This is a genomic window from Polynucleobacter sp. HIN9 (assembly GCF_030297635.1).
Taxonomy (GTDB): Bacteria; Pseudomonadota; Gammaproteobacteria; order Burkholderiales; family Burkholderiaceae; genus Polynucleobacter.
Genome location: NZ_AP028140.1, coordinates 83,611 through 102,567, shown reverse-complemented (window position 1 = coordinate 102,567; position 18,957 = coordinate 83,611). Strand labels below are relative to the sequence as shown.

General features: G+C 48.2%; 25 protein-coding genes. 1 reads left to right on the top strand and 24 read right to left on the bottom strand.

The annotated features are described in order from the left end of the window. Positions 1 to 255 precede the first annotated feature (255 nt). From QUE62_RS00595 to hisB, 11 genes are all read right to left on the bottom strand, one after another. Entirely contained in the window at positions 256 to 1,551 is a 1,296-nt protein-coding gene (locus QUE62_RS00595; RefSeq protein WP_286226866.1) for a porin, read from the bottom strand. 170 nt (positions 1,552 to 1,721) lie between these two features. Beyond that, positions 1,722 to 2,513 carry a twin-arginine translocase subunit TatC gene (gene tatC, locus QUE62_RS00590; RefSeq protein ID WP_286223820.1) on the bottom strand — a complete coding sequence of 264 codons (792 nt, stop codon included), beginning with the start codon at positions 2,511 to 2,513 and terminating at the stop codon, positions 1,722 to 1,724. Positions 2,514 to 2,540: 27 nt separating this feature from the next. Next, a complete protein-coding gene (gene tatB / locus QUE62_RS00585) occupies positions 2,541 to 3,032 on the bottom strand; it encodes a Sec-independent protein translocase protein TatB (protein WP_286223819.1) in 492 nt (163 codons plus the stop codon). A gap of 46 nt (positions 3,033 to 3,078) precedes the next feature. Next, a complete protein-coding gene (gene tatA / locus QUE62_RS00580) occupies positions 3,079 to 3,306 on the bottom strand; it encodes a Sec-independent protein translocase subunit TatA (protein WP_286225468.1) in 228 nt (75 codons plus the stop codon). A gap of 17 nt (positions 3,307 to 3,323) precedes the next feature. After that, positions 3,324 to 3,689, bottom strand: a complete 366-nt coding sequence (locus QUE62_RS00575; protein WP_286223817.1) for a histidine triad nucleotide-binding protein — start codon at positions 3,687 to 3,689, stop codon at positions 3,324 to 3,326. 54 nt (positions 3,690 to 3,743) lie between these two features. Then, entirely contained in the window at positions 3,744 to 4,139 is a 396-nt protein-coding gene (locus QUE62_RS00570; protein WP_286226864.1) for a phosphoribosyl-ATP diphosphatase, read from the bottom strand. Beyond that, a complete protein-coding gene (gene hisI / locus QUE62_RS00565) occupies positions 4,136 to 4,537 on the bottom strand; it encodes a phosphoribosyl-AMP cyclohydrolase (RefSeq protein WP_286223815.1) in 402 nt (133 codons plus the stop codon). Before hisI ends, QUE62_RS00570 begins: the two co-directional genes overlap by 4 nt. A gap of 5 nt (positions 4,538 to 4,542) precedes the next feature. Further along, positions 4,543 to 5,301 (bottom strand): imidazole glycerol phosphate synthase subunit HisF, encoded by a 759-nt coding sequence (gene hisF, locus QUE62_RS00560; protein WP_286223814.1) that lies wholly within the window; start codon positions 5,299 to 5,301, stop codon positions 4,543 to 4,545. A gap of 7 nt (positions 5,302 to 5,308) precedes the next feature. Continuing rightward, positions 5,309 to 6,055: a 1-(5-phosphoribosyl)-5-[(5-phosphoribosylamino)methylideneamino]imidazole-4-carboxamide isomerase gene (gene hisA, locus QUE62_RS00555; protein WP_286223813.1), complete on the bottom strand. Its 747-nt coding sequence runs from the start codon at positions 6,053 to 6,055 to the stop codon at positions 5,309 to 5,311. Between the two features lie 22 nt (positions 6,056 to 6,077). After that, positions 6,078 to 6,728: an imidazole glycerol phosphate synthase subunit HisH gene (gene hisH / locus QUE62_RS00550; RefSeq protein ID WP_286226862.1), complete on the bottom strand. Its 651-nt coding sequence runs from the start codon at positions 6,726 to 6,728 to the stop codon at positions 6,078 to 6,080. Between the two features lie 36 nt (positions 6,729 to 6,764). After that, a complete protein-coding gene (gene hisB / locus QUE62_RS00545) occupies positions 6,765 to 7,352 on the bottom strand; it encodes an imidazoleglycerol-phosphate dehydratase HisB (RefSeq protein WP_108507634.1) in 588 nt (195 codons plus the stop codon). Between the two features lie 106 nt (positions 7,353 to 7,458). Between hisB and hisC the strand changes: the two genes are divergently transcribed. Next, a complete protein-coding gene (hisC, locus tag QUE62_RS00540; protein ID WP_286261674.1) occupies positions 7,459 to 8,538 on the top strand; it encodes a histidinol-phosphate transaminase in 1,080 nt (359 codons plus the stop codon). A 24-nt stretch (positions 8,539 to 8,562) separates the two neighbouring features. On the opposite strand, the gene hisD is transcribed toward hisC, so the two are convergent. The 13 genes from hisD to QUE62_RS00475 are packed head-to-tail and all read right to left on the bottom strand — an operon-like array spanning position 8,563 to position 18,943. Next, a complete protein-coding gene (gene hisD / locus QUE62_RS00535) occupies positions 8,563 to 9,882 on the bottom strand; it encodes a histidinol dehydrogenase (RefSeq protein ID WP_286226860.1) in 1,320 nt (439 codons plus the stop codon). After that, positions 9,879 to 10,505, bottom strand: coding sequence for an ATP phosphoribosyltransferase (gene hisG, locus QUE62_RS00530; RefSeq protein ID WP_286261672.1), 627 nt, complete (start codon positions 10,503 to 10,505; stop codon positions 9,879 to 9,881). The genes hisD and hisG overlap by 4 nt, the downstream gene beginning before the upstream one ends. 9 nt (positions 10,506 to 10,514) lie before the next feature. After that, the gene (murA, locus tag QUE62_RS00525; protein ID WP_286261671.1) at positions 10,515 to 11,789 is read right to left on the bottom strand and encodes a UDP-N-acetylglucosamine 1-carboxyvinyltransferase; all 1,275 of its coding nucleotides are present in this window, start codon (positions 11,787 to 11,789) and stop codon (positions 10,515 to 10,517) included. An 18-nt stretch (positions 11,790 to 11,807) separates the two neighbouring features. Next, a complete protein-coding gene (locus QUE62_RS00520; protein ID WP_286225459.1) occupies positions 11,808 to 12,047 on the bottom strand; it encodes a BolA family protein in 240 nt (79 codons plus the stop codon). 12 nt (positions 12,048 to 12,059) lie between these two features. Continuing rightward, positions 12,060 to 12,836 (bottom strand): ABC transporter permease, encoded by a 777-nt coding sequence (locus QUE62_RS00515; RefSeq protein ID WP_286261669.1) that lies wholly within the window; start codon positions 12,834 to 12,836, stop codon positions 12,060 to 12,062. A gap of 5 nt (positions 12,837 to 12,841) precedes the next feature. Further along, positions 12,842 to 13,588, bottom strand: coding sequence for an ABC transporter ATP-binding protein (locus QUE62_RS00510; protein WP_286261667.1), 747 nt, complete (start codon positions 13,586 to 13,588; stop codon positions 12,842 to 12,844). A gap of 3 nt (positions 13,589 to 13,591) precedes the next feature. Next, positions 13,592 to 13,852, bottom strand: a complete 261-nt coding sequence (locus QUE62_RS00505) for an STAS domain-containing protein (RefSeq protein ID WP_286261665.1) — start codon at positions 13,850 to 13,852, stop codon at positions 13,592 to 13,594. A gap of 2 nt (positions 13,853 to 13,854) precedes the next feature. Beyond that, entirely contained in the window at positions 13,855 to 14,511 is a 657-nt protein-coding gene (locus QUE62_RS00500; RefSeq protein ID WP_458574789.1) for an MlaC/ttg2D family ABC transporter substrate-binding protein, read from the bottom strand. A gap of 20 nt (positions 14,512 to 14,531) precedes the next feature. Continuing rightward, positions 14,532 to 15,269, bottom strand: a complete 738-nt coding sequence (locus QUE62_RS00495; RefSeq protein ID WP_286223802.1) for an MlaA family lipoprotein — start codon at positions 15,267 to 15,269, stop codon at positions 14,532 to 14,534. Between the two features lie 27 nt (positions 15,270 to 15,296). After that, positions 15,297 to 15,791, bottom strand: coding sequence for an outer membrane lipid asymmetry maintenance protein MlaD (gene mlaD, locus QUE62_RS00490; RefSeq protein WP_286223801.1), 495 nt, complete (start codon positions 15,789 to 15,791; stop codon positions 15,297 to 15,299). Positions 15,792 to 15,826: 35 nt separating this feature from the next. Next, positions 15,827 to 16,639, bottom strand: a complete 813-nt coding sequence (gene mlaE, locus QUE62_RS00485) for a lipid asymmetry maintenance ABC transporter permease subunit MlaE (protein WP_286261663.1) — start codon at positions 16,637 to 16,639, stop codon at positions 15,827 to 15,829. Continuing rightward, the gene (locus QUE62_RS00480) at positions 16,639 to 17,472 is read right to left on the bottom strand and encodes an ABC transporter ATP-binding protein (protein ID WP_286223799.1); all 834 of its coding nucleotides are present in this window, start codon (positions 17,470 to 17,472) and stop codon (positions 16,639 to 16,641) included. Before QUE62_RS00480 ends, mlaE begins: the two co-directional genes overlap by 1 nt. Before the next feature lie 7 nt (positions 17,473 to 17,479). Further along, positions 17,480 to 18,943, bottom strand: coding sequence for a glutamate synthase subunit beta (locus QUE62_RS00475; protein WP_286226848.1), 1,464 nt, complete (start codon positions 18,941 to 18,943; stop codon positions 17,480 to 17,482). Positions 18,944 to 18,957 lie beyond the last annotated feature (14 nt).

Genomic DNA, 18,957 nt, shown 5'->3' with positions numbered 1-18,957 from the left:
TTTTAATCAGTTACTATGCTGATAACATATGAATCAAACTTATTATATGTTTGATTCATATGTTTTGATTGTCTTAATTATTAAATCTGTTTTTAAATTTTCTGAATACGGATTAATCATCTGATTGTCCTGTCGAGACGAAGATTGATTTGGTTTTTTATAAAAATAGAATTGACTTAATTAAAAACCCACTGTGTTTCCACAGTGGGTTTATTTGCTACAACTAATCTTCAACTAGCCGAAGCTAGCATCAAATTAGAACGTGTGACGTACACCAACAGCGTAGTTGTTGGCATTGGCGCTCAAATTACGTGGACCGTAAGCATTTGCGTCAGTTGCACGAATCACATAGTTACCAGAGGTAGAAGATGTGTTGCTTGCACCAAAGATTGCATACAAGTTGGTACGCTTGCTCAACCAGTAGTTGGAACCAATCTGATAGCCAGTGAAGTTAGCAGTTGGGTTGCTTACACCAAAGGCGCTGGTACGACCCATACCAGCCGAGCCCCAGAGCTCAACAGTCTTGGTTACGTTTCCACGCAAACCAATTTGCTGAGCAGTACGTTTTGCGTAGGCATTTGAGTCGAGACCAGATTCAATCTTGCGATTAATATACTGAGCATAAGCCTTGACAATACCAAAGTCATATGTAGCACCTACGTACCATTGATTGTCATTAAGGTTGGTCAGAACGCCTGATTGAACGTTTTGAGTAACGGTTGTTGCCGCCCCACCGTTATTAGCACCAATTGCTACTGCGTTTGTTTGCTCAGTCCAAGCGTTTTCTTGCTTAAATGACTGATAGTTAGCGGAGATCAAGAATTTTTGAATTGCGAAATCCAATCCGAGGCCCCAGCCTGTGCTGTTGGTATTGCCACCTGTATAACCAACGCCGTTGGTGTAGTTGGCTGTTGCAGTAGTTGCGGCCGTGCCACGATAGGTTGTTTGGTTCTCATCACGAGAATTTTGCACGTAAAAGGCCTTGCCTTTGAAGCCAGAGAAGCTCTCAGACTCAAAACGGATCATGTTGTTGGCACGAACAGTGTAACCAGCGTTGGCGTTGCTTGCACTACCGTCTTGGTTGGTCAAACCAGTGTTCTGAGGATAAATCACGTCACCAACCAAGTTGTTCAATTGGTTAGCACCAGTTGCACCAACTGCCTCATGGATTGGGGTGTACTGGGTACCAATACGTGCGTTACCCATTCCTTTTTGACCCAAACCAATAAATGCTTGACGGTTATTAAATGGCGATAGGCTGCTTTGATTTGGCTGAAGGCCAGTTTCAAAGGTAAAGAATGCGGTTGTACCACCACCCAAGTCTTCCGTACCACGGAAGCCTAAACGGCTGGTAGTCTGAGCAGATTGGCCAAGCAGACTTACTGTTTCAGCAACATTAACTTGATTAGCTGATGAGTTAACTGTAGATGCCTTGGCATTACCACCCACATATCCCACATCCAAAATACCGTATACGGTTACGCTTGACTGAGCTTGAGCAGCACCAGCAAACGCACCGACTGCGGCGAGTGCAAATAGTGATTTTTTCATTGTTTAAATCTCCATAAATTAAGAAATGCCCGAATTCCTTCGAGACCATTGAATTATCCCGTTTTTGTATGTAAATACAGCCTTTTGAGGCTTTTTTATGGCTATTCGTTGTATTGGTGCAACAGAGATTTTTGTTTGATTTAATCAATATAAATCAATGAGTTACAGAATTATTCTGATTTTTCTTCTTCAGATTCGGTTTTGGGTAAGTAGAAACGAGCAATAAATAGCCCCAGCTCGTAGAGAAGGCACATGGGAATGGCCAAAAAGAGCTGGGATAAGACGTCCGGTGGGGTCACAATCGCGGCAATCACAAAGGCCCCAACAATCACATAAGGTCGAATCTCTTTTAACTTTTCTAGGCTCACAATCCCCATCTTGACTAAAACAACCACCACCACCGGGACCTCAAAGGTGATCCCAAAGGCCAAAAAGGTCGACATCGCAAAGCTTAGGTATTTATCAATATCAGTCGACATATCGGCACCCAGGGGTGCGTTATAGCTCGCCATGAACTGGAAGACGGTTGGGAAAACCAGGAAATAGGCAAAGGACATACCAACCAAAAATAGTGAGTAACTGCTTACTACTAATGGAAGGATTAGTTTTCTCTCATGGGTATAGAGGCCTGGGGCAATAAAGGCCCACATTTGATAGAGAACAATCGGTAGCGCAATCAAAAATGCAACCAGCATCGTGACCTTCATCGGCACAAAAAAGGATCCGGTTACATCGGTCACGATCATCTTGCCCCCAGCTGGAAGGGCATCTAAAAGTGGCTTGGCAAACAAATGAAAGATATCGGGCGCCCAATAAACAAGCGACAGAAAAACAATGATCACTGCTATGGCGGCTTTGATCACCCGATCGCGCAACTCAAAGAGATGCGACATGAAGGTTTCTTGAAAACCCTCGCCCTCTTTTGCAGTCTCTTCGCTCTGACCTGGTTTGGTATCGGACATCGTGATTTGTTCTTTGTTCTTGATTTTTTACTTACTCAATACCGGACGTTTAAATCGCTTAACCCTTGCTGCACCCGATTGCACTCGAGTGCGCACACCCGCTGAGTGTTTATACCAAAGGGGTCTGGCGGTGCGCTTGACGCCCCAACTATCCCTACCCTGACGCAGAGCATCTCGATAGACCTTAGTCACATCCGGCGCAGAATCTAAGAGCGAACTGGAAAACTCATTGGTCGTAGGCTCGGCCTGATCGCTCAGGTTTACATTCGCCTCTTGGACTGTGGCATTAAGGGTACTTTCCATCTCCCGCATGGCGTCGGCGCTGGCCTCACGAAGCTTCTTGAACTCATCGAGCTCAATTTGGCGGTTGACCTCAGTACGAACTTCGGCCATATAACGCTGCGCGCGCCCAAATAAATTGCCCGCCATGCGAGCAACTTTGGGTAAACGTTCGGGGCCCACCACAATCAAAGCCACCACTGCAATCAGGGCGAGCTTTGATACACCAAGATCAATCATCGATGCATCGCTGGTATTTAGTTTGTGTGTTTGGTTTGATCAGGTCTTACGACTTGTTCACGTCCTTGGCTTGCACATCAACAGTCTTTTCACCAGCAGGGGTCTGCGACTGAATCTGTTCGGTCTTGGCTTCATCACCATTTTTCATACCATCTTTGAAGCCTTTTACGGCACCGCCTAGATCAGAACCAATATTACGGAGTTTCTTGGTACCAAAGACCAACAAAATAATGACCAGTACGATTAACCAGTGCCAAATACTAAATGAGCCCATCTTAATTTCTCCTCGGATTATTTTTTCCAGGGGCGCGGCCCGCCCATCACATGCAAATGCAAGTGATAAACCTCCTGACCCCCATCCGCGCCATTGTTCACCATCACCCGAAATCCCCCCTCCTTACCAGGGCGACATCCTTCTTGGGAAGCTAAACGCGGGGCTAATTCCAACATTCTACCCAGCAATGGCGCGTCGTGGGCAGTCGCTGACTCCAACATTGGTATGTGTTTCTTAGGAATCAGCAATAAATGCACTGGGGCGGCCGGATTAATGTCCTTAAACGCCAGGATTTCATCATCCTCGTAGACCTTTTGGCAAGGAATTTCCCCTGCAACAATCTTGCAAAAAATGCAGTTTGGGTCATAGCTTGGGTGTTTCATAGGCAGGCATCTTACCTGAATTAAGCCCAAAAACGGGCAAATTGGGGGTAAGCACTACGTTTTGCGACTGGCCTTCTCAGTAATACCCGAAGTGCCCTCGCGACGCTTGAGTTCGGCTAGTACATCTTCGGGACGCAAATTGAACTTTGAGAGCGCCACCAGGCAGTGAAACCACAAGTCAGCCATCTCGCCCACCAATAACTGTTGGTATTTGGGGTCAAGCTGATTCTGGCGAGAATCCTTGGCCGCCATCACGGTCTCGGTCGCCTCTTCCCCAATCTTCTTCAAAATCGCATCGTCACCCTTGGTAAACAACTGAGCAATATATGAACTTCCGGCATCGATCTTGCCACTCGCTAAATCAGCACGACGGCTATCGACCACATCGGCCAGATGCGCCAAGATGGAATCGAGGTTGAGGTTTTGGTTGAATTGATTCGGGCTACTCATGGCTTCATTGTATCGACCCAATTGCTCGCCACAGAGTCCCACTCGTTAAAAAAGCAACTGTGTCTGCCGGTATGGCAAGCAATTCCGTCTTTTTGATCCACGATTAGTAAAAGCGTATCGCCATCGCAATCTAACCGAATCTCTCGCACGGTTTGCGTATGACCCGACTCTTCGCCCTTATGCCACAACTTGTTACGCGAGCGCGACCAATACACTGCCTCACCCTTTTGCAAGGTTTGCAGTAGAGACGCTTGATTCATCCAAGCCATCATCAATACATCACCCGATGAAGCCTCTTGAGCAATCACGGGCACCAAACCTTGCTCGTTCCAAGCAATGCGATCAAGCCATGGACCAGCTTGCAAACCCGATATCTTTGTAAATTTAGCCTTGGTCATGATGATTAGAGTCTAATCGCAATTCCTTGCTCTGCCATATAGTGCTTAGCCTCTTGCACGCTGTGCTGTCCATAATGAAAGATACTTGCTGCCAGTACCGCATCGGCTCTCCCAATTTGGATGCCATCGACTAGATCTTGCAAGCCGCCCACACCACCAGACGCAATCACAGGCACAGGTACTGCTTTACTTACCGCAGCAGTGAGTTCCAGATCAAACCCATCCTTGGTGCCATCGCGATCCATGCTGGTGAGCAGGATCTCACCGGCGCCGCGCTTTGCAACTTCCTTGGCCCACTCGATGGCATCGATACCCGTACCCTTGCGTCCACCATGCGTGAACACCTCCCAACGCTTGGGGGCGGTTTGCTTGGCATCAATTGCTACCACGATGCATTGCGAGCCATAATGCGCGGACGCATCCGAGACCAAATCTGGATTGGCAACTGCTGAGGAGTTCATGCTCACCTTATCAGCGCCAGCATTCAGTAAGCGACGCACGTCCTGAGTGGCGCGCACTCCACCGCCCACCGTCAAAGGAATAAATACCTTCGATGCCACCGCTTCAATGATGGGCAAAATCAGATCACGGCCATCCGATGTTGCAGTGATATCTAGGAATGTGAGTTCATCAGCACCTTGCTCGTTATAACGCTCTGCAACCTCCACCGGATCTCCAGCGTCTTGCAAGCCAACAAAATTAATTCCCTTAACAACCCTGCCTGCAGTGACATCGAGGCAAGGAATAATACGTTTGGTCAGCATCGTTTGCCTACTTGGCTTTGCTGAGTTGATCAGCGTACTGTTGTGCCTCGGTTAGATCAATATCGCCGGTGTAAATGGAACGCCCTGCAATCACGCCCATGACGCCCTCATCTTCGACCGCACATAAAGCTTCAATATCTTTTTTACTCGAGAGACCACCACTCGCGATCACCGGAATACGAACCGATTGTGCAAGCTTCACCGTCGCCTCTAAATTAATACCCTTGAGCATGCCGTCACGCCCGATATCGGTGTAGATAATAGCCTCAGCGCCGTAGTCCTCAAACTTCTTTGCAAGATCGATCACTTCATGACCGGTTAACTTACTCCAACCGTCGGTGGCGACCTTGCCATCTTTAGCATCTAAGCCCACCATGATGTGACCAGCAAATGCAGTACACGCATCTTGTAAAAATCCGGGGTTCTTCACCGCAGCTGTACCAATGATGATGGTGCTAATGCCATCATCGAGTAAGCGCTCAATCGTTTCTAGATCGCGGATACCGCCACCTAATTGCACGGGAATGTCATCGCCCACTGCTTTCAGAATCGATTTGATTGCAGCCTCATTCTTGGGCTTGCCCGCGAAGGCGCCGTTGAGGTCAACCAAATGCAAACGGCGCGCGCCTTTACTCAACCAATGCTTGGCCATCGCCGCAGGATCTTCGGAGAACACGGTGCTACGGTTCATATCACCTTGCTCAAGACGCACACAGTGTCCGTCTTTAATATCAATGGCAGGTATTAACAACATAAGATCATCTTGTTGAAATCAATCAGGGTCGCCAAGCGACAAAGTTTTGATAGAGCTTAAGTCCGTATTGAGCACTTTTCTCGGGATGGAACTGCGTAGCAAAAATAGTATCGCGAGCCACGGCCGATGTAAACCACCCGCCGTAATTCGTTGATCCTACAGTATCTTCTGGGTTACCCACCTCCACATAATAACTGTGCACGAAGTAAAAACTCGTCATGTCAGGGATGCCATGCCACATCGGGTGATCACGGTCTTGGCGAACCTGATTCCATCCCATATGCGGGATCTTAAACTCCGAACCATCTTCTTGCGTGCCAGACAAATGAAAACGCTTAACCTTCCCTGGCATCAGCGCAAGGCACGCCGTATTGGTTGTTACTCCGGGTTTGCGCTCTTCACTCTCTTCAAAAAGCATTTGCTCGCCCACACAGATACCAAAAAGTGGCTTCTCACGCACCGACTGCATCACTGCATCCATGAGACCTGAAGAACGGAGTTGCTTCATGCAATCGGGCATGGCGCCCTGTCCAGGCAACACCACACGGTCTGAACGCAAAATTTCGGCAGGATCGCTCGCAATTGTAATCTTGCACTCTGGGGCCACATGCTGCAGAGCCTGCGAGACCGAGCGCAAATTACCCATTCCATAATCAACAATAGCGATGTGCATCGCGATCTCAATAATTTGTTGGTAAAAGAAGTGTGTCTACAAACTTCCCTTAGTGGATGGCACCGCATGGGGTGAACGTGGATCGATACTCAAGGCCATACGCAGTGCACGCCCAAAAGCCTTAAATACGGTCTCAATCTGGTGATGCGCATTCACACCGCGAATGTTATCGATGTGCAAGGTTACGCCGGCGTGGTTTACAAAACCTCGGAAGAACTCGATGCTTAAATCCACATCAAAGTCACCCACCCGCGCACGGGTAAAGGGTACGTTGAACTCTAAGCCTGGCCGACCGGAGAAATCTATCACAACGCGCGACAAGGTCTCATCGAGCGGTACATATGAGTGGCCATAACGTGTAATACCCGCTTTATCGCCAACCGCTTTCGCAATCGCTTGGCCCAAAGTAATACCGACATCCTCCACGGTGTGGTGATCGTCAATATGAGTATCACCCTGGGCATGCACCTTGAGATCGATCATGCCGTGACGGGCAATTTGATCGAGCATATGATCTAAAAACGGCACCCCGGAGTTTAAATCCGCTTTGCCGGTACCATCCAAGTTCAACGTAATTTGGATCTTGGTCTCTGAGGTATTACGACTGACATCTGCTTGGCGCATGGTGTGTGAATAAAAATAATAAGTCTTAAGCGTTCATAATATCATTTGTCATTCAAAATCAATCACTTCACCAGTTTTTCATTGTTACTCTTTGGACCCCATTGCGATGAGCCTCTTTTGGAACCCCGATCTGCAGAACTTAAGCCCTTACGTTCCTGGGGAGCAGCCCAAACACCAGAGACTTGTCAAACTCAATACCAATGAGAGCCCCTATGGGCCCTCGCCCAAAGCCTTAGCAGCAATTGCTGCAAGTAATCACGAGGGCTTGCGGCTTTATCCCGATCCGGATGCCAAGGCTCTCAAAGAAGCCATCGCAAGACACTATGGCTTAGAACCCAATCAGGTATTTGTGGGCAATGGCTCGGATGAAGTACTCGCCCATGTGTTCTTGGGACTTCTCAAACACCCAAAGCCCCTTCTCTTTCCCGATATCACCTACAGCTTTTACCCCGTCTATTGCCAACTGTTTGGGATTGACTACCAAACGATTGCGCTCGATAGTCAATTTGCCATTCACTTGGATGACTACATTCAGAAAACAAATCAGTTAGGCGGAAATGGTGGGGTCATCTTTCCGAACCCAAATGCGCCCACCGGTCGCGCTCTACCGCGCGCAGCAATTGAAGGGTTTCTAAAAATCAATACCCAAAGCGTGGTGGTGGTTGATGAGGCCTACGTGGATTACGGCACCGAATCGTGTGTACCACTCTTACGCAAACACTATCCCAATCTTCTGATCACCCATACGCTCTCAAAATCGAGGGCCTTGGCAGGACTGCGGGTTGGTTACGCTTTAGGTCACCCCGACTTAATTACGGGACTAGAACGCGTGAAGAATAGTTTTAACTCCTACCCCTTAGGTCAATTAGCGCAAGCCGGTGCGATTGCCGCGATTGAAGATCAGGCGCATCTTGATGCGATTACTCAAAAGGTCATTAAGACCCGAGAAGTCTTCATTGAAAGCCTAAATAATCTGGGCTTTGATACGCTTCCATCAAGTGCTAACTTTGTCTTTACCCAGCATCCAAAACACGATGGCGAGAAATTGTATTTAGCCTTAAGAGAGCGCGGCATCATCGTGCGCCACTTCAAAACACCACGGATTAAGAATTACCTTCGCATTACGATTGGCACGAATGAGCAAATGAACATCCTCATCGATGCCTTGCGCGACATCGTCTCGTAATTTTCTGTAGTGGGGCTCAGTTAATTATTTTTTCGTGAGCCGCATCTCGGCTGCGCGCGCATGCGCCTGTAAACCTTCACCATGCGCTAAGGTACTGGCGATAGGACCTAAGGTTTGTGCACCCGCCTCACTCACCTCAATGAGGCTCGAGCGCTTAATAAAGTCATAAACACCTAAAGGTGAAGAAAAACGTGCGGTACGCGCGGTAGGTAAAACGTGATTGGGTCCAGCACAATAATCACCCAATGACTCACTGGTATAAGAGCCCATAAAAATAGCGCCTGCATGCCGAATCTGCGCTGCCCATTGATCGGCATTGTTTGCGCAAATCTCTAGGTGCTCAGCCGCAATCAAATTAGCGATCTGACAAGCTTGTGTCATATCGTCCACCTCAATCAAGAGCGCCCGATTTTGCAAGGATGCGCGAATCACTTTCTCTCTAGGCATCTGCGGCAATAGCTTCTGAATACTCGCATCGACTCGATCAATGAACTCTTTGTCAGGACAGAGCAAAATCGATTGGGCGAGCTCATCGTGCTCGGCCTGCGAAAACAAATCCATCGCAATCCAGTCTGGATCGGTAGACCCATCACACAACACCAAGATCTCGGAGGGGCCTGCAATCATATCGATCCCCACTCGACCAAATACTCTGCGCTTTGCCGCTGCTACATACGCATTACCAGGGCCTACGATCTTGTCGACTGCCGGCACGGTTTGGGTTCCATACGCCAGTGCGCCAACTGCCTGTGCTCCGCCAATCGTAAAGACCCGATCTACTCCTGATAGATGAGCGGCTGCTAGCACCAAAGGATTGCGCGCACCATCGGGTGTGGGCACCACCATCACAACCTCACCAACCCCAGCAACCTTGGCAGGAATGGCATTCATCAGCACAGAAGATGGATAAGCCGCCTTACCACCAGGCACATAAATACCAACACGATCCAAGGGCGTAATTTTTTGACCTAAGCGCGTACCATTGCTCTCGGTGTACTCCCACGAGTGGCAACCAGTTTCTATCTTCTGTCGCTCGTGATAGGCGCGCACTCGCTCGGCCGCAGCGCGCAAGGCACTTGCTTGCTCTTGCGCAAGAGATTGATAAGCCGCGGCAAGATCAGCAGAGGTAATCTCAAGATCGCCAACCTGATTGACTGCTAAGCGATCAAATTGCTGGGTGTATTGCAACAGTGCCGCATCGCCCTCGCGCTCAATGCGCTCCAGAATCCCAAGCACAATCTGATCAATGGCTTGATCGTCGGCTGATGGAATGGACAAGCTAGACAGCAAGGTCTTTTCAAAGCCAGCATCACGGCTGGTCAGGCGTCGAATCTTGACACTCATGGCTGCCAAATACTCAGGATCTTTTGTAATTGAGCGCGCTTACGCTTAAATGATGCTTGATTCACGATTAAGCGTGCACTGATATCGGTAATGGACTCGACCTCGACTAGGTTATTGGCACGCAAGGTGTTACCAGTGGATACCAAATCCACAATCGCATCGGCTAAGCCCACTAAGGGAGCTAACTCCATCGATCCATATAAATGAATCGTATCGATATGCACTCCCTTATTAGCAAAGTGCTCACGGGCGCAGTTGACATACTTGGTGGCCACCCGCAAACGCGAACCCTGGCGCACCGCCGCTGCATAATCAAAGCCATTTTTGACGGCCACTGCCATCCGACAACGCGCGATTCCTAAATCAATCGGAATGTATAAACCGTCGCTGCCTTTTTCTAACAGAACGTCTTGACCCGCAACGCCAAAATCCGCTGCGCCAAATTGCACGTAGGTGGGTACGTCCGATGCACGAACAATGATGATTTGCACCTCTGGATTAGAGGTCGGAATAATTAACTTACGGGATTGCTCAGGATCTTCAAGCGGACGAATACCCGCCTTTGCTAAAACAGGGGCGGTTTCTTCAAAGATGCGTCCTTTGGACAAAGCTAAAGTCAACATAATGGCCCATTATTTCATGCGGCGGATGTTTGCGCCAAGTTGGGTCAATTTCTGCTCCATACGATCGTAACCACGATCAAGGTGATAAATCCGATCCACTTGGGTCTCACCTTGAGCCGCTAAGCCAGCAATCACAAGGCTTGCGGAGGCACGCAAATCGGTCGCCATCACCGTTGCACCCGAGAGCTTATCAACACCCTCCACAATCGCGGTATTGCCCTCGATTGAAATATCGGCCCCTAAGCGATTGAGCTCTTGCACATGCATAAAACGGTTCTCAAAAATGGTCTCGGTGATGCGTGAGCTACCCCCGGCAATGGCATTGAGCGCCATAAACTGCGCTTGCATATCGGTTGGAAAAGCCGGGTACTCGGAGGTCCGAAAGCTCACTGGCTTTGGACGACCATTCATCGATGCAGAAATCCAATCGGCACCCTTTTTCATTTTGAGACCCGCCTCTTTAAGCTTTACTAAGACAGCATCTAAGGTATCTGGTCGGCAGTTCTTCAGAACAATCTCACCACCGGTGGCTGCTACTGCACATAAGAAGGTGCCGGTCTCAATACGATCTGCAATCACATGATGACTTGCTCCGTGTAAGGCGGGAACCCCCTCGATCACGAGGCGATCACTACCAATGCCACTGATCTTTGCACCCATCTTGACCAAAAGTTCTGCCAAATCACCGACCTCGGGTTCACGCGCCGCGTTTTCTAAAATTGTCGTTCCTTCTGCAAGGCAAGCCGCCATTAAAAGATTTTCAGTACCGGTCACGGTAATCATGTCGGTGAGGATCGCATTACCCTGTAAGCGAGTATTGGGCTCTGCAATCTTCGCGACGATAAAGCCCTTACGAATTTGGATGCTCGCCCCCATCGCCTTCAAACCTTTGATGTGCTGATCTACCGGTCGTGCGCCAATTGCACAGCCCCCGGGTAGCGATACGGTTGCACGTCCCATCCGCGCCAAAAGAGGGCCCAAAACCAAAATCGATGCCCGCATGGTTTTTACTAACTCATAGGGTGCCTCAGGGCTTGAAATCGTTCCGGCTTGCAAAATCAAATGGCTGCGATCATTGGGATTCGGAAACTCTAAAGTGACCCCCATTTGTTGCAAGAGCTTTAACATCGTGCGCACATCTTGCAAATCAGGCACATTAAAGAGCTCGACCGGGTCAGCCGTTAATAAGCTGGCACACAAAATGGGTAGAGCGGCATTCTTAGCACCCGCAATATTGATCTCGCCCTTAAGGAGGGCTCCCCCTGTCATCACTAATTTATCCATACGCTGATCTGAGGTAATTTATTGAGTCGCAAACTCGTCGGGCGTAAAGGCTTTGATCGAGAGTGCATGAATCTCGGCCTTCATTCGATCACCCAAGGCTGCATAGACCAACTGATGGCGCTGCACCAAGCGCTTGCCTGCAAACTCGGGGCTCACGATGGTGGCATAAAAATGTTGCCCATCACCCTCGACCTCTAAATGCGTACAAGGGAGCTTCTCGCTGATATAGCTTTTCACTTGTTCAGGGGTAGGAAACATCACAATCCTTCATTAATGGCGTAATTTATAACCCGATTGTAGTAAACGCAGAGCCAACCCTGAGACGACCAAGAAAAACGAAGTGACAATGGTCAGGCTTAGCCAGGGCGAAACATCCGAGACCCCAAAAAATCCATAGCGAAAGCCATCAATCATGTAAAAGAATGGGTTCAGGTGTGAAATGAATTGCCAAATCTCTGGTAAGGAATGAATCGAATAAAACACACCTGAGAGCATGGTGGCGGGCATGATCAAAAAGTTCTGAAAGGCAGCTAACTGATCAAACTTATCGGCCCAAATACCCGCAATCAATCCCAAGCCACCCAAGATCGCAGCCCCCATGAATGCAAACAAAATAATCCAAAAAGGGTTATGCATAGCCGGCACATCAAATAAGAGGGTAATGATTAAAACACCCAGACCCACCACAACCCCCCGAAATACTGCAGCTAACACATAGGCTGAATAAAACTCAAGATGCGTGAGTGGTGCCAGTAAGACAAACACCAAATTACCGGTAATTTTGGATTGAATTAATGAAGAAGAAGTATTGGCAAAGGCATTTTGCAACACGCTCATCATCACTAAGCCCGGAATGAGAAACGCGGTGTACGTTAACTTGTCATACACCACCAAGCGGCCTTCTAAAACATGCCCAAAAATCATGAGGTACAGCACGGCGGTCAAGACAGGGGCAGCAACCGTTTGAAAGGCAACCTTATAAAAACGCTTAATCTCTTTTCGGAGTAGGGTTGGAAAACCACTGCCGTATTCAAATGGAATTGGCATTGCGACTACTCTCCCGCCATGATCTGAATGAATACATCCTCAAGATCGACCTCTTGACCTGCTTGCGCCTTATGGGATCCGTAGCGTGCAAGCAAATTTTGAGTGGTATCCAATGCCACCACTTGACCAGACTTGAGCATCGCAATCCGACCACATAAATATTCAGCCTCTTCTAAATAGTGCGTGGTGAGCAAAATGGTATGGCCATCTTGATTAAGCCGACTAATAAATTTCCAGAGGGACTGACGTAGCTCGACATCCACCCCAGCAGTTGGCTCATCCAACACAATCACTGGAGGACGGTGAACCAGGGCTTGCGCGACCAGAACGCGCCGCTTCATACCCCCAGAGAGCGAACGCATATTACTGTTGGCTTTACTGGTTAAGTCGAGATGCGTCATGATCTCATCGATCCAATCGTCATTGTTCCGAATCCCAAAGTAACCCGATTGAAACCGCAAGGTCTCGCGCACTGTAAAAAAGGGATCAAACACCAGCTCTTGAGGAACCACACCGAGTAAACGACGCGCCTCAATAAAATTAGTTTGCACATTCGTGCCCATAATGAATGCACGACCAGAATCAGGACGGCACAAACCAGCCAAAATAGAAATGAGAGTGGTCTTACCAGCGCCGTTGGGGCCAAGTAAGCCAAAAAACTCGCCCTCTTTGATATCTAAAGAAACATCCTTGAGGGCTTGCAATGAACCATACGATTTACTTAAATGCTCGACTAAAACTGCGGACTGCATAAATTATTGAAGTCCTAAAAGATCAGTCACTCCGTAGACACCAGCGAGCACTTTTAACTTCGCAGGAGGATTTAAAACCACCAAGGATTGATTACGCTCTTGCAGCTGGCGGCGCCATGCGAGCAAAACCGCCAGCACACTTGAATCAAAGTCAGACAGGGCAGAACAATCGACTTGATAATCCTTAGTAAATGCCTCACTACCCTGCTTTGTAATCTTCTCGGCATTCGTCTGGTTAACTCGGTGAGGTAAAGCAAAACTCATATTTACTTCTTACCTGCCAACATCGCATTGCGCTCTTGCAAAAACTTGATCAGGCCTTCGACACCGTTTTGGCTAATTTGATTGGTAAATTGATTTCGGTAAGCCTCAATTAACCAAGCCCCCATAATGTTGATGTCATAAACTTTCCAGCCATCATTGGTTTTCTCAAGGCGATAGTCCAAGGGAATGGGATCTGATTTACCAATCACCACGGTGCGAACGATCACATCGGTGTCACTCGGATTTGCACGAAAGGGTTTGTATTGAACCGTTTGATCACGCAACTGACTTAAGGCTCCTGAATAAGTCCGAATCAATAAAGACTTGAACTCGGCAATCAATTGATTTTGCTGCTCTGGGGTTGCCTTACTCCAATTTCTTCCCATGGCCAATTGCGTGGTTCTGCGCATATCCGTGTAGGGAACAATTTTCTTTTCGACTAAATCCACGACGCGAGGAATATTGCCTTTCTGGATTTCAGGGTCGGCTTTCACGGAGGCCATCACATCAGCCACGATCATTTTGATAAGACCATCAGGTGTATTAGAGTCTGGTGCATTTTGGGCGTTGGCAATCCCAAGCGCGCCTGAAAGCAAAAAGGCAAAAAATGTTAGAAAGGCTGTTTTCACGATAAACCGATCAAAAAGGTAAAGAAACAATTTTAGTCTCTTTGAACCATTTACTCGTAGGGGTTCTCATAGACTGGGGCAGGAGGCTCCTTACCCTCTTTAGCCTGATCAATTTGATACTGACGCCTCTGAATATAGGCATCACGTGTAAAGGTGTACTTATCAATCGCCGCACCTTCCAAAAGATCGCCTGCCTCATAGTAGTTATTACGGGCATTAACAATCCGCAATCCCGTCAAACTATTACGCAAAGCTACGTCCGGCAAGAGACGGAAAAGATAATCGGTTTCTAAATCGACTGCGGTACCAAAGGTATCGCGTACATTGCTTGGCCCAAAAAACGGCAAGACCACATAGGGTCCTGGCGGAACACCCCAAACACCAAAGGTCTGCCCAAAATCCGCTTTGTGTTTTTCTAAGCCACCCGGTGTGGCCATATCAATAAACCCACCTAATCCAAAAATGGTATTAACGACCACCCGCATTAGATCACTAAAGGCCATACTGACATTGCCTTGCAATAAATTATTCACGGAAGTGTAGATGTCGCGGTAGTTACCAAAAAAGTTATCAATGCCTTGCTGCGCTGGCTTTGGCAGAATAAATCGATAGCCTTTGGTGATTGGCTTTAACAAATACTCATCCAATCCTTCATTGAAAGAGAAAACTGAGCGATTAAAGGACTCCCAAGGATCGTGCGGCGATGGCTCGCTGCCTGCCGGGATACTCGCACATCCGATGATGCAAAGGCTCAGAAGAGTAACGCACAGGCGCTTTAGAAAAATCACAATGGTTTTAGTTCTTAAATAATGAGATTATTTGGTACCTGACTTGGTATCGCCTTTATCTTGCCCGGTATCCGCTGCCTTGTTGTATAGAAATTGGCTAATGAGATTTTCTAGAACAATAGCGGATTGGGTTTGGGTGATCTTGCCCCCATCGGCGAGCATTTGCTCATCACCACCCGCTTCAAGACCAATGTATTGCTCGCCTAACAATCCTGACGTTAAGATCTTTGCCGACGAATCTTTGGGAAACTGATAGGCCTTTTCAATCGTCATCGTCACTGTAGCCTGATAGGTCGTGTCATCAAACTGAATGGTGGCAATACGGCCGACCACAACGCCAGCACTTTTTACCGGTGCACGCGGCTTTAAGCCACCAATATTGTCAAAGCGGGCCGAGACCGTATACGTTGGCGCAAATGACACAGCACTCATATTGCCCACCTTAAGTGCCAGAAAAAGCATGGCTAACATGCCGATCGTTACGAATAACCCGACCCAAATATCAATTGCACTTTTTTTCATAAGAATCCTAGTTTATTCCGATCTTGTCCTACGCTTTAATTGGAGAACATCATCGCGGTCAATAAAAAGTCCAATGCCAACACTGCTAAAGACGAGAGCACCACAGTCCTCGTAGTCGCTTGCGACACTCCCTCCGGAGTAGGCTTTGACTCATACCCCTGATAAAGGGCAATAAATGTCACGGCCACCCCAAAGACAACACTTTTAATAAAGCCATTGGCAATATCATCAAATAAATCAACACCACCTTGCATTTGGGACCAAAATGCACCGCTATCGACCCCAATCAGGGGTACACCCACTAGATAGCCACCCAAAACACCAACCGCAGTAAAGATAGTGGCCAAAATTGGCATCGCAATAATCCCGGCCCATAAACGCGGTGCGATTACCCGACGTAATGGATCTACTGCCATCATCTCCATGGCGGATAACTGCTCTCCCGCTTTCATAAGACCAATCTCTGCTGTGAGCGAAGTGCCAGCACGACCCGCAAACAATAAAGCAGTAATCACGGGACCCAGTTCACGTGTTAACGACAAAGCAACCAATAAACCAAGGGCCTGTTCGGAACCGTAACGCGTTAAGGTGTAATAGCCTTGCAACCCTAATACAAAACCAACAAATAAGCCCGATACGGTAATGATCACAAAGGAATAGTTACCGACGAACAAAATTTGATCCGATACCAGACGGGGTCGCCTAAGTAGCGCACCAGAACGCATCAGCACCAAGACAAACATCCGAGCGGCATACCCAAGGCCAGTAATATTCTTACGAATAAAAAATCCGAGATCGCCCAGTGTGTTCGTGATTGGATTTGACTTAGAGCTTGGTTCGAGATTCATTAACGGTGCAATCCAAAATCACTAGCCAAATCCGGGCCTGGATAATTAAACGGCACCGGCCCTTCTGGTGAGGCATCTAAAAACTGGCGAACAAAGGGATCGGTTGAGCGATTGAGTTCATCGGGCGTACCTTGCGCCCCAATCTTGCCATTGGCAATAAAGTACACGTAGTCTGCAATCTCGAAGGTCTCTTCGACATCGTGTGTCACCAGAATACTGGTTGCACCCAAGGCATCATTGAGATTGCGGATTAATCGCGCTGTAATCCCTAAACCAATTGGATCAAGTCCCGCAAATGGCTCATCGTACATGATGAGAGGCGGGTCCAAAACAATCGCCCGCGCTAGCGCAACCCGTCTCGCCATCCCCCCTGAAATCTGCGATGGCATTAAATCGCGAGCGCCGCGTAAACCCACTGCGTTTAATTTCATCAGCACCAAATCACGAATCAGCTCTTCGCTTAGGTTCGTGTGCTCGCGCAATGGAAAAGCAACATTCTCAAACACACTCAAATCAGTAAACAAGGCACCGAACTGAAATAGCATGCCCATACGACGGCGAGCCTGCATCAGCTCATCACTATTCATCGCAGAAATCTCACGACCCTCAAACTCCACCGAACCCGTTTGAGCCGTCACCTGTCCGCCGATCAATCGCAATACTGTGGTCTTACCGCAACCCGAACCACCCATCACCGCAACCACTTGGCCGCGGCGAAACTCCATATGAAGCCCACCCAAAATTTGACGCTCACCCGGGGCATATGAAAAATCCACCCCCCGAATGGAGACAACGGGCAAATCAATCGCACCTAAGGTCAGATTAGTGGGCATGACTTGATTATCGGGGCAATACCGACGATCCCATTAAATACTCATCGACCGCACGGGCGCATTGGCGACCCTCTCGGATTGCCCAAACCACTAAGGATTGGCCGCGCCGCATATCGCCTGCCGCAAACACCTTAGGTATATTGGTGTGATAGGCATGATGACCATCCGTCGTAGCCTTTGCATTACCGCGCGCATCTTTTTCTACACCAAAAGCATTTAAGATTTGCTGTGCTGGGGAAACAAAACCCATGGCGAGTAAAACTAAATCAGCCTTGATTTCAAACTCTGAATTTGGGACCTCACTCATCTTGCCGTCTTTCCACTCTAAACGCACCCCAATGAGTTTTTCTACTTTGCCGTTTTTGCCTTCAAACCGCTTGGTGGCAACCGACCAGTCGCGCTCGCAACCTTCTTCATGCGAAGACGAGGTGCGAAGTTTAGTGGGCCAATAGGGCCAAACTAAAGGCTTATTCTCTTCTTCAGGCGGCTGAGGCAATAACTCAAACTGCGTAACATGCTTTGCACCATGCCGATTGGATGTGCCTACGCAATCCGAACCGGTGTCACCACCACCGATCACAACCACATGCTTATCTGTTGCCCGAATCTCATTTTTGAGATCGCCAGCCACTTCCTTGTTTTGTGGAATTAAAAACTCCAGAGCAAAATGAATTCCACTTAACTCACGACCGGGGACTGGCAAATCGCGGGGTTGCTCAGCACCACCACTGATAATGACCGCATCAAAGCTCTTGAGTAATTCATGCGGGCTTACCGTTTTTTGAGCATAGTTCTTTACTTCTTTGCCTAGCGTCTCTTTACCGACAAAAACCCCGGTTACAAAAGTAACACCTTCGGCTTGCATTTGCTCAACCCGTCGGTCAATCAACCACTTCTCCATCTTGAAGTCGGGAATGCCATAACGCAGTAAACCACCGACCCGATCATTCTTTTCATAAACGGTCACATCATGACCAACTCGCGCCAACTGTTGAGCCGCTGCCATTCCTGCGGGGCCAGAACCAACCACGGCAACCTTCTTACCAGTCTTGGTTTTAGGTGGCTGTGGTTTTACCCAATCGTTGGCCCAAGCTTTATCGATAATCGCATGCTCAATCGACTTGATACCTACTGGTAGCTTGTTGATCCCAAGAGTGCACGCTGCCTCACATGGTGCTGGGCAAATACGGCCCGTGAACTCTGGAAAGTTATTCGTTGAATGCAAAACCTCAATCGCATTTTTCCAATCGTTGTGATAAACCAAATCATTAAAGTCAGGAATGATGTTGTTCACGGGGCAGCCGTTGTTGCAAAACGGAATCCCACAATCCATACAACGTGCACTTTGTACTTTTGCATCCGCATCCGATAGCGCAGCTACAAATTCTTTGTAATGATGAATTCGTTTGACCGGCGCTTCATAGGTCTCTTCGACCCGCTCAAATTCCATAAATCCAGTGACTTTACCCATACCTACTCCAAAGA

Bases quoted from the DNA above. Each gene is read 5' to 3' on its own strand.
- QUE62_RS00520 (WP_286225459.1), bottom strand. From the start codon at position 12,047: ATGTTTCCTACCCCTGAACAAGTGAAAAGCTATATCAGCGAGAAGCTC.
- QUE62_RS00480 (WP_286223799.1), bottom strand. From the start codon at position 17,472: ATGCCCACTAATCTGACCTTAGGTGCGATTGATTTGCCCGTTGTCTCC.
- hisA (WP_286223813.1), bottom strand. From the start codon at position 6,055: ATGTTGTTAATACCTGCCATTGATATTAAAGACGGACACTGTGTGCGT.
- mlaD (WP_286223801.1), bottom strand. From the start codon at position 15,791: ATGAAAAAAAGTGCAATTGATATTTGGGTCGGGTTATTCGTAACGATC.
- murA (WP_286261671.1), bottom strand. From the start codon at position 11,789: ATGGATAAATTAGTGATGACAGGGGGAGCCCTCCTTAAGGGCGAGATC.
- hisC (WP_286261674.1), top strand. From the start codon at position 7,459: ATGAGCCTCTTTTGGAACCCCGATCTGCAGAACTTAAGCCCTTACGTT.
- hisB (WP_108507634.1), bottom strand. From the start codon at position 7,352: ATGCGCCAAGCAGATGTCAGTCGTAATACCTCAGAGACCAAGATCCAA.
- hisG (WP_286261672.1), bottom strand. From the start codon at position 10,505: ATGTTGACTTTAGCTTTGTCCAAAGGACGCATCTTTGAAGAAACCGCC.
- QUE62_RS00515 (WP_286261669.1), bottom strand. From the start codon at position 12,836: ATGCCAATTCCATTTGAATACGGCAGTGGTTTTCCAACCCTACTCCGA.
- QUE62_RS00505 (WP_286261665.1), bottom strand. From the start codon at position 13,852: ATGAGTTTTGCTTTACCTCACCGAGTTAACCAGACGAATGCCGAGAAG.
- tatA (WP_286225468.1), bottom strand. From the start codon at position 3,306: ATGGGCTCATTTAGTATTTGGCACTGGTTAATCGTACTGGTCATTATT.
- hisH (WP_286226862.1), bottom strand. From the start codon at position 6,728: ATGCACATCGCTATTGTTGATTATGGAATGGGTAATTTGCGCTCGGTC.
- mlaE (WP_286261663.1), bottom strand. From the start codon at position 16,639: ATGAATCTCGAACCAAGCTCTAAGTCAAATCCAATCACGAACACACTG.
- hisI (WP_286223815.1), bottom strand. From the start codon at position 4,537: ATGACCAAGGCTAAATTTACAAAGATATCGGGTTTGCAAGCTGGTCCA.
- hisD (WP_286226860.1), bottom strand. From the start codon at position 9,882: ATGAGTGTCAAGATTCGACGCCTGACCAGCCGTGATGCTGGCTTTGAA.
- QUE62_RS00595 (WP_286226866.1), bottom strand. From the start codon at position 1,551: ATGAAAAAATCACTATTTGCACTCGCCGCAGTCGGTGCGTTTGCTGGT.
- tatC (WP_286223820.1), bottom strand. From the start codon at position 2,513: ATGTCCGATACCAAACCAGGTCAGAGCGAAGAGACTGCAAAAGAGGGC.
- hisF (WP_286223814.1), bottom strand. From the start codon at position 5,301: ATGCTGACCAAACGTATTATTCCTTGCCTCGATGTCACTGCAGGCAGG.
- QUE62_RS00575 (WP_286223817.1), bottom strand. From the start codon at position 3,689: ATGAAACACCCAAGCTATGACCCAAACTGCATTTTTTGCAAGATTGTT.
- QUE62_RS00570 (WP_286226864.1), bottom strand. From the start codon at position 4,139: ATGAGTAGCCCGAATCAATTCAACCAAAACCTCAACCTCGATTCCATC.
- tatB (WP_286223819.1), bottom strand. From the start codon at position 3,032: ATGATTGATCTTGGTGTATCAAAGCTCGCCCTGATTGCAGTGGTGGCT.
- QUE62_RS00475 (WP_286226848.1), bottom strand. From the start codon at position 18,943: ATGGGTAAAGTCACTGGATTTATGGAATTTGAGCGGGTCGAAGAGACC.
- QUE62_RS00510 (WP_286261667.1), bottom strand. From the start codon at position 13,588: ATGCAGTCCGCAGTTTTAGTCGAGCATTTAAGTAAATCGTATGGTTCA.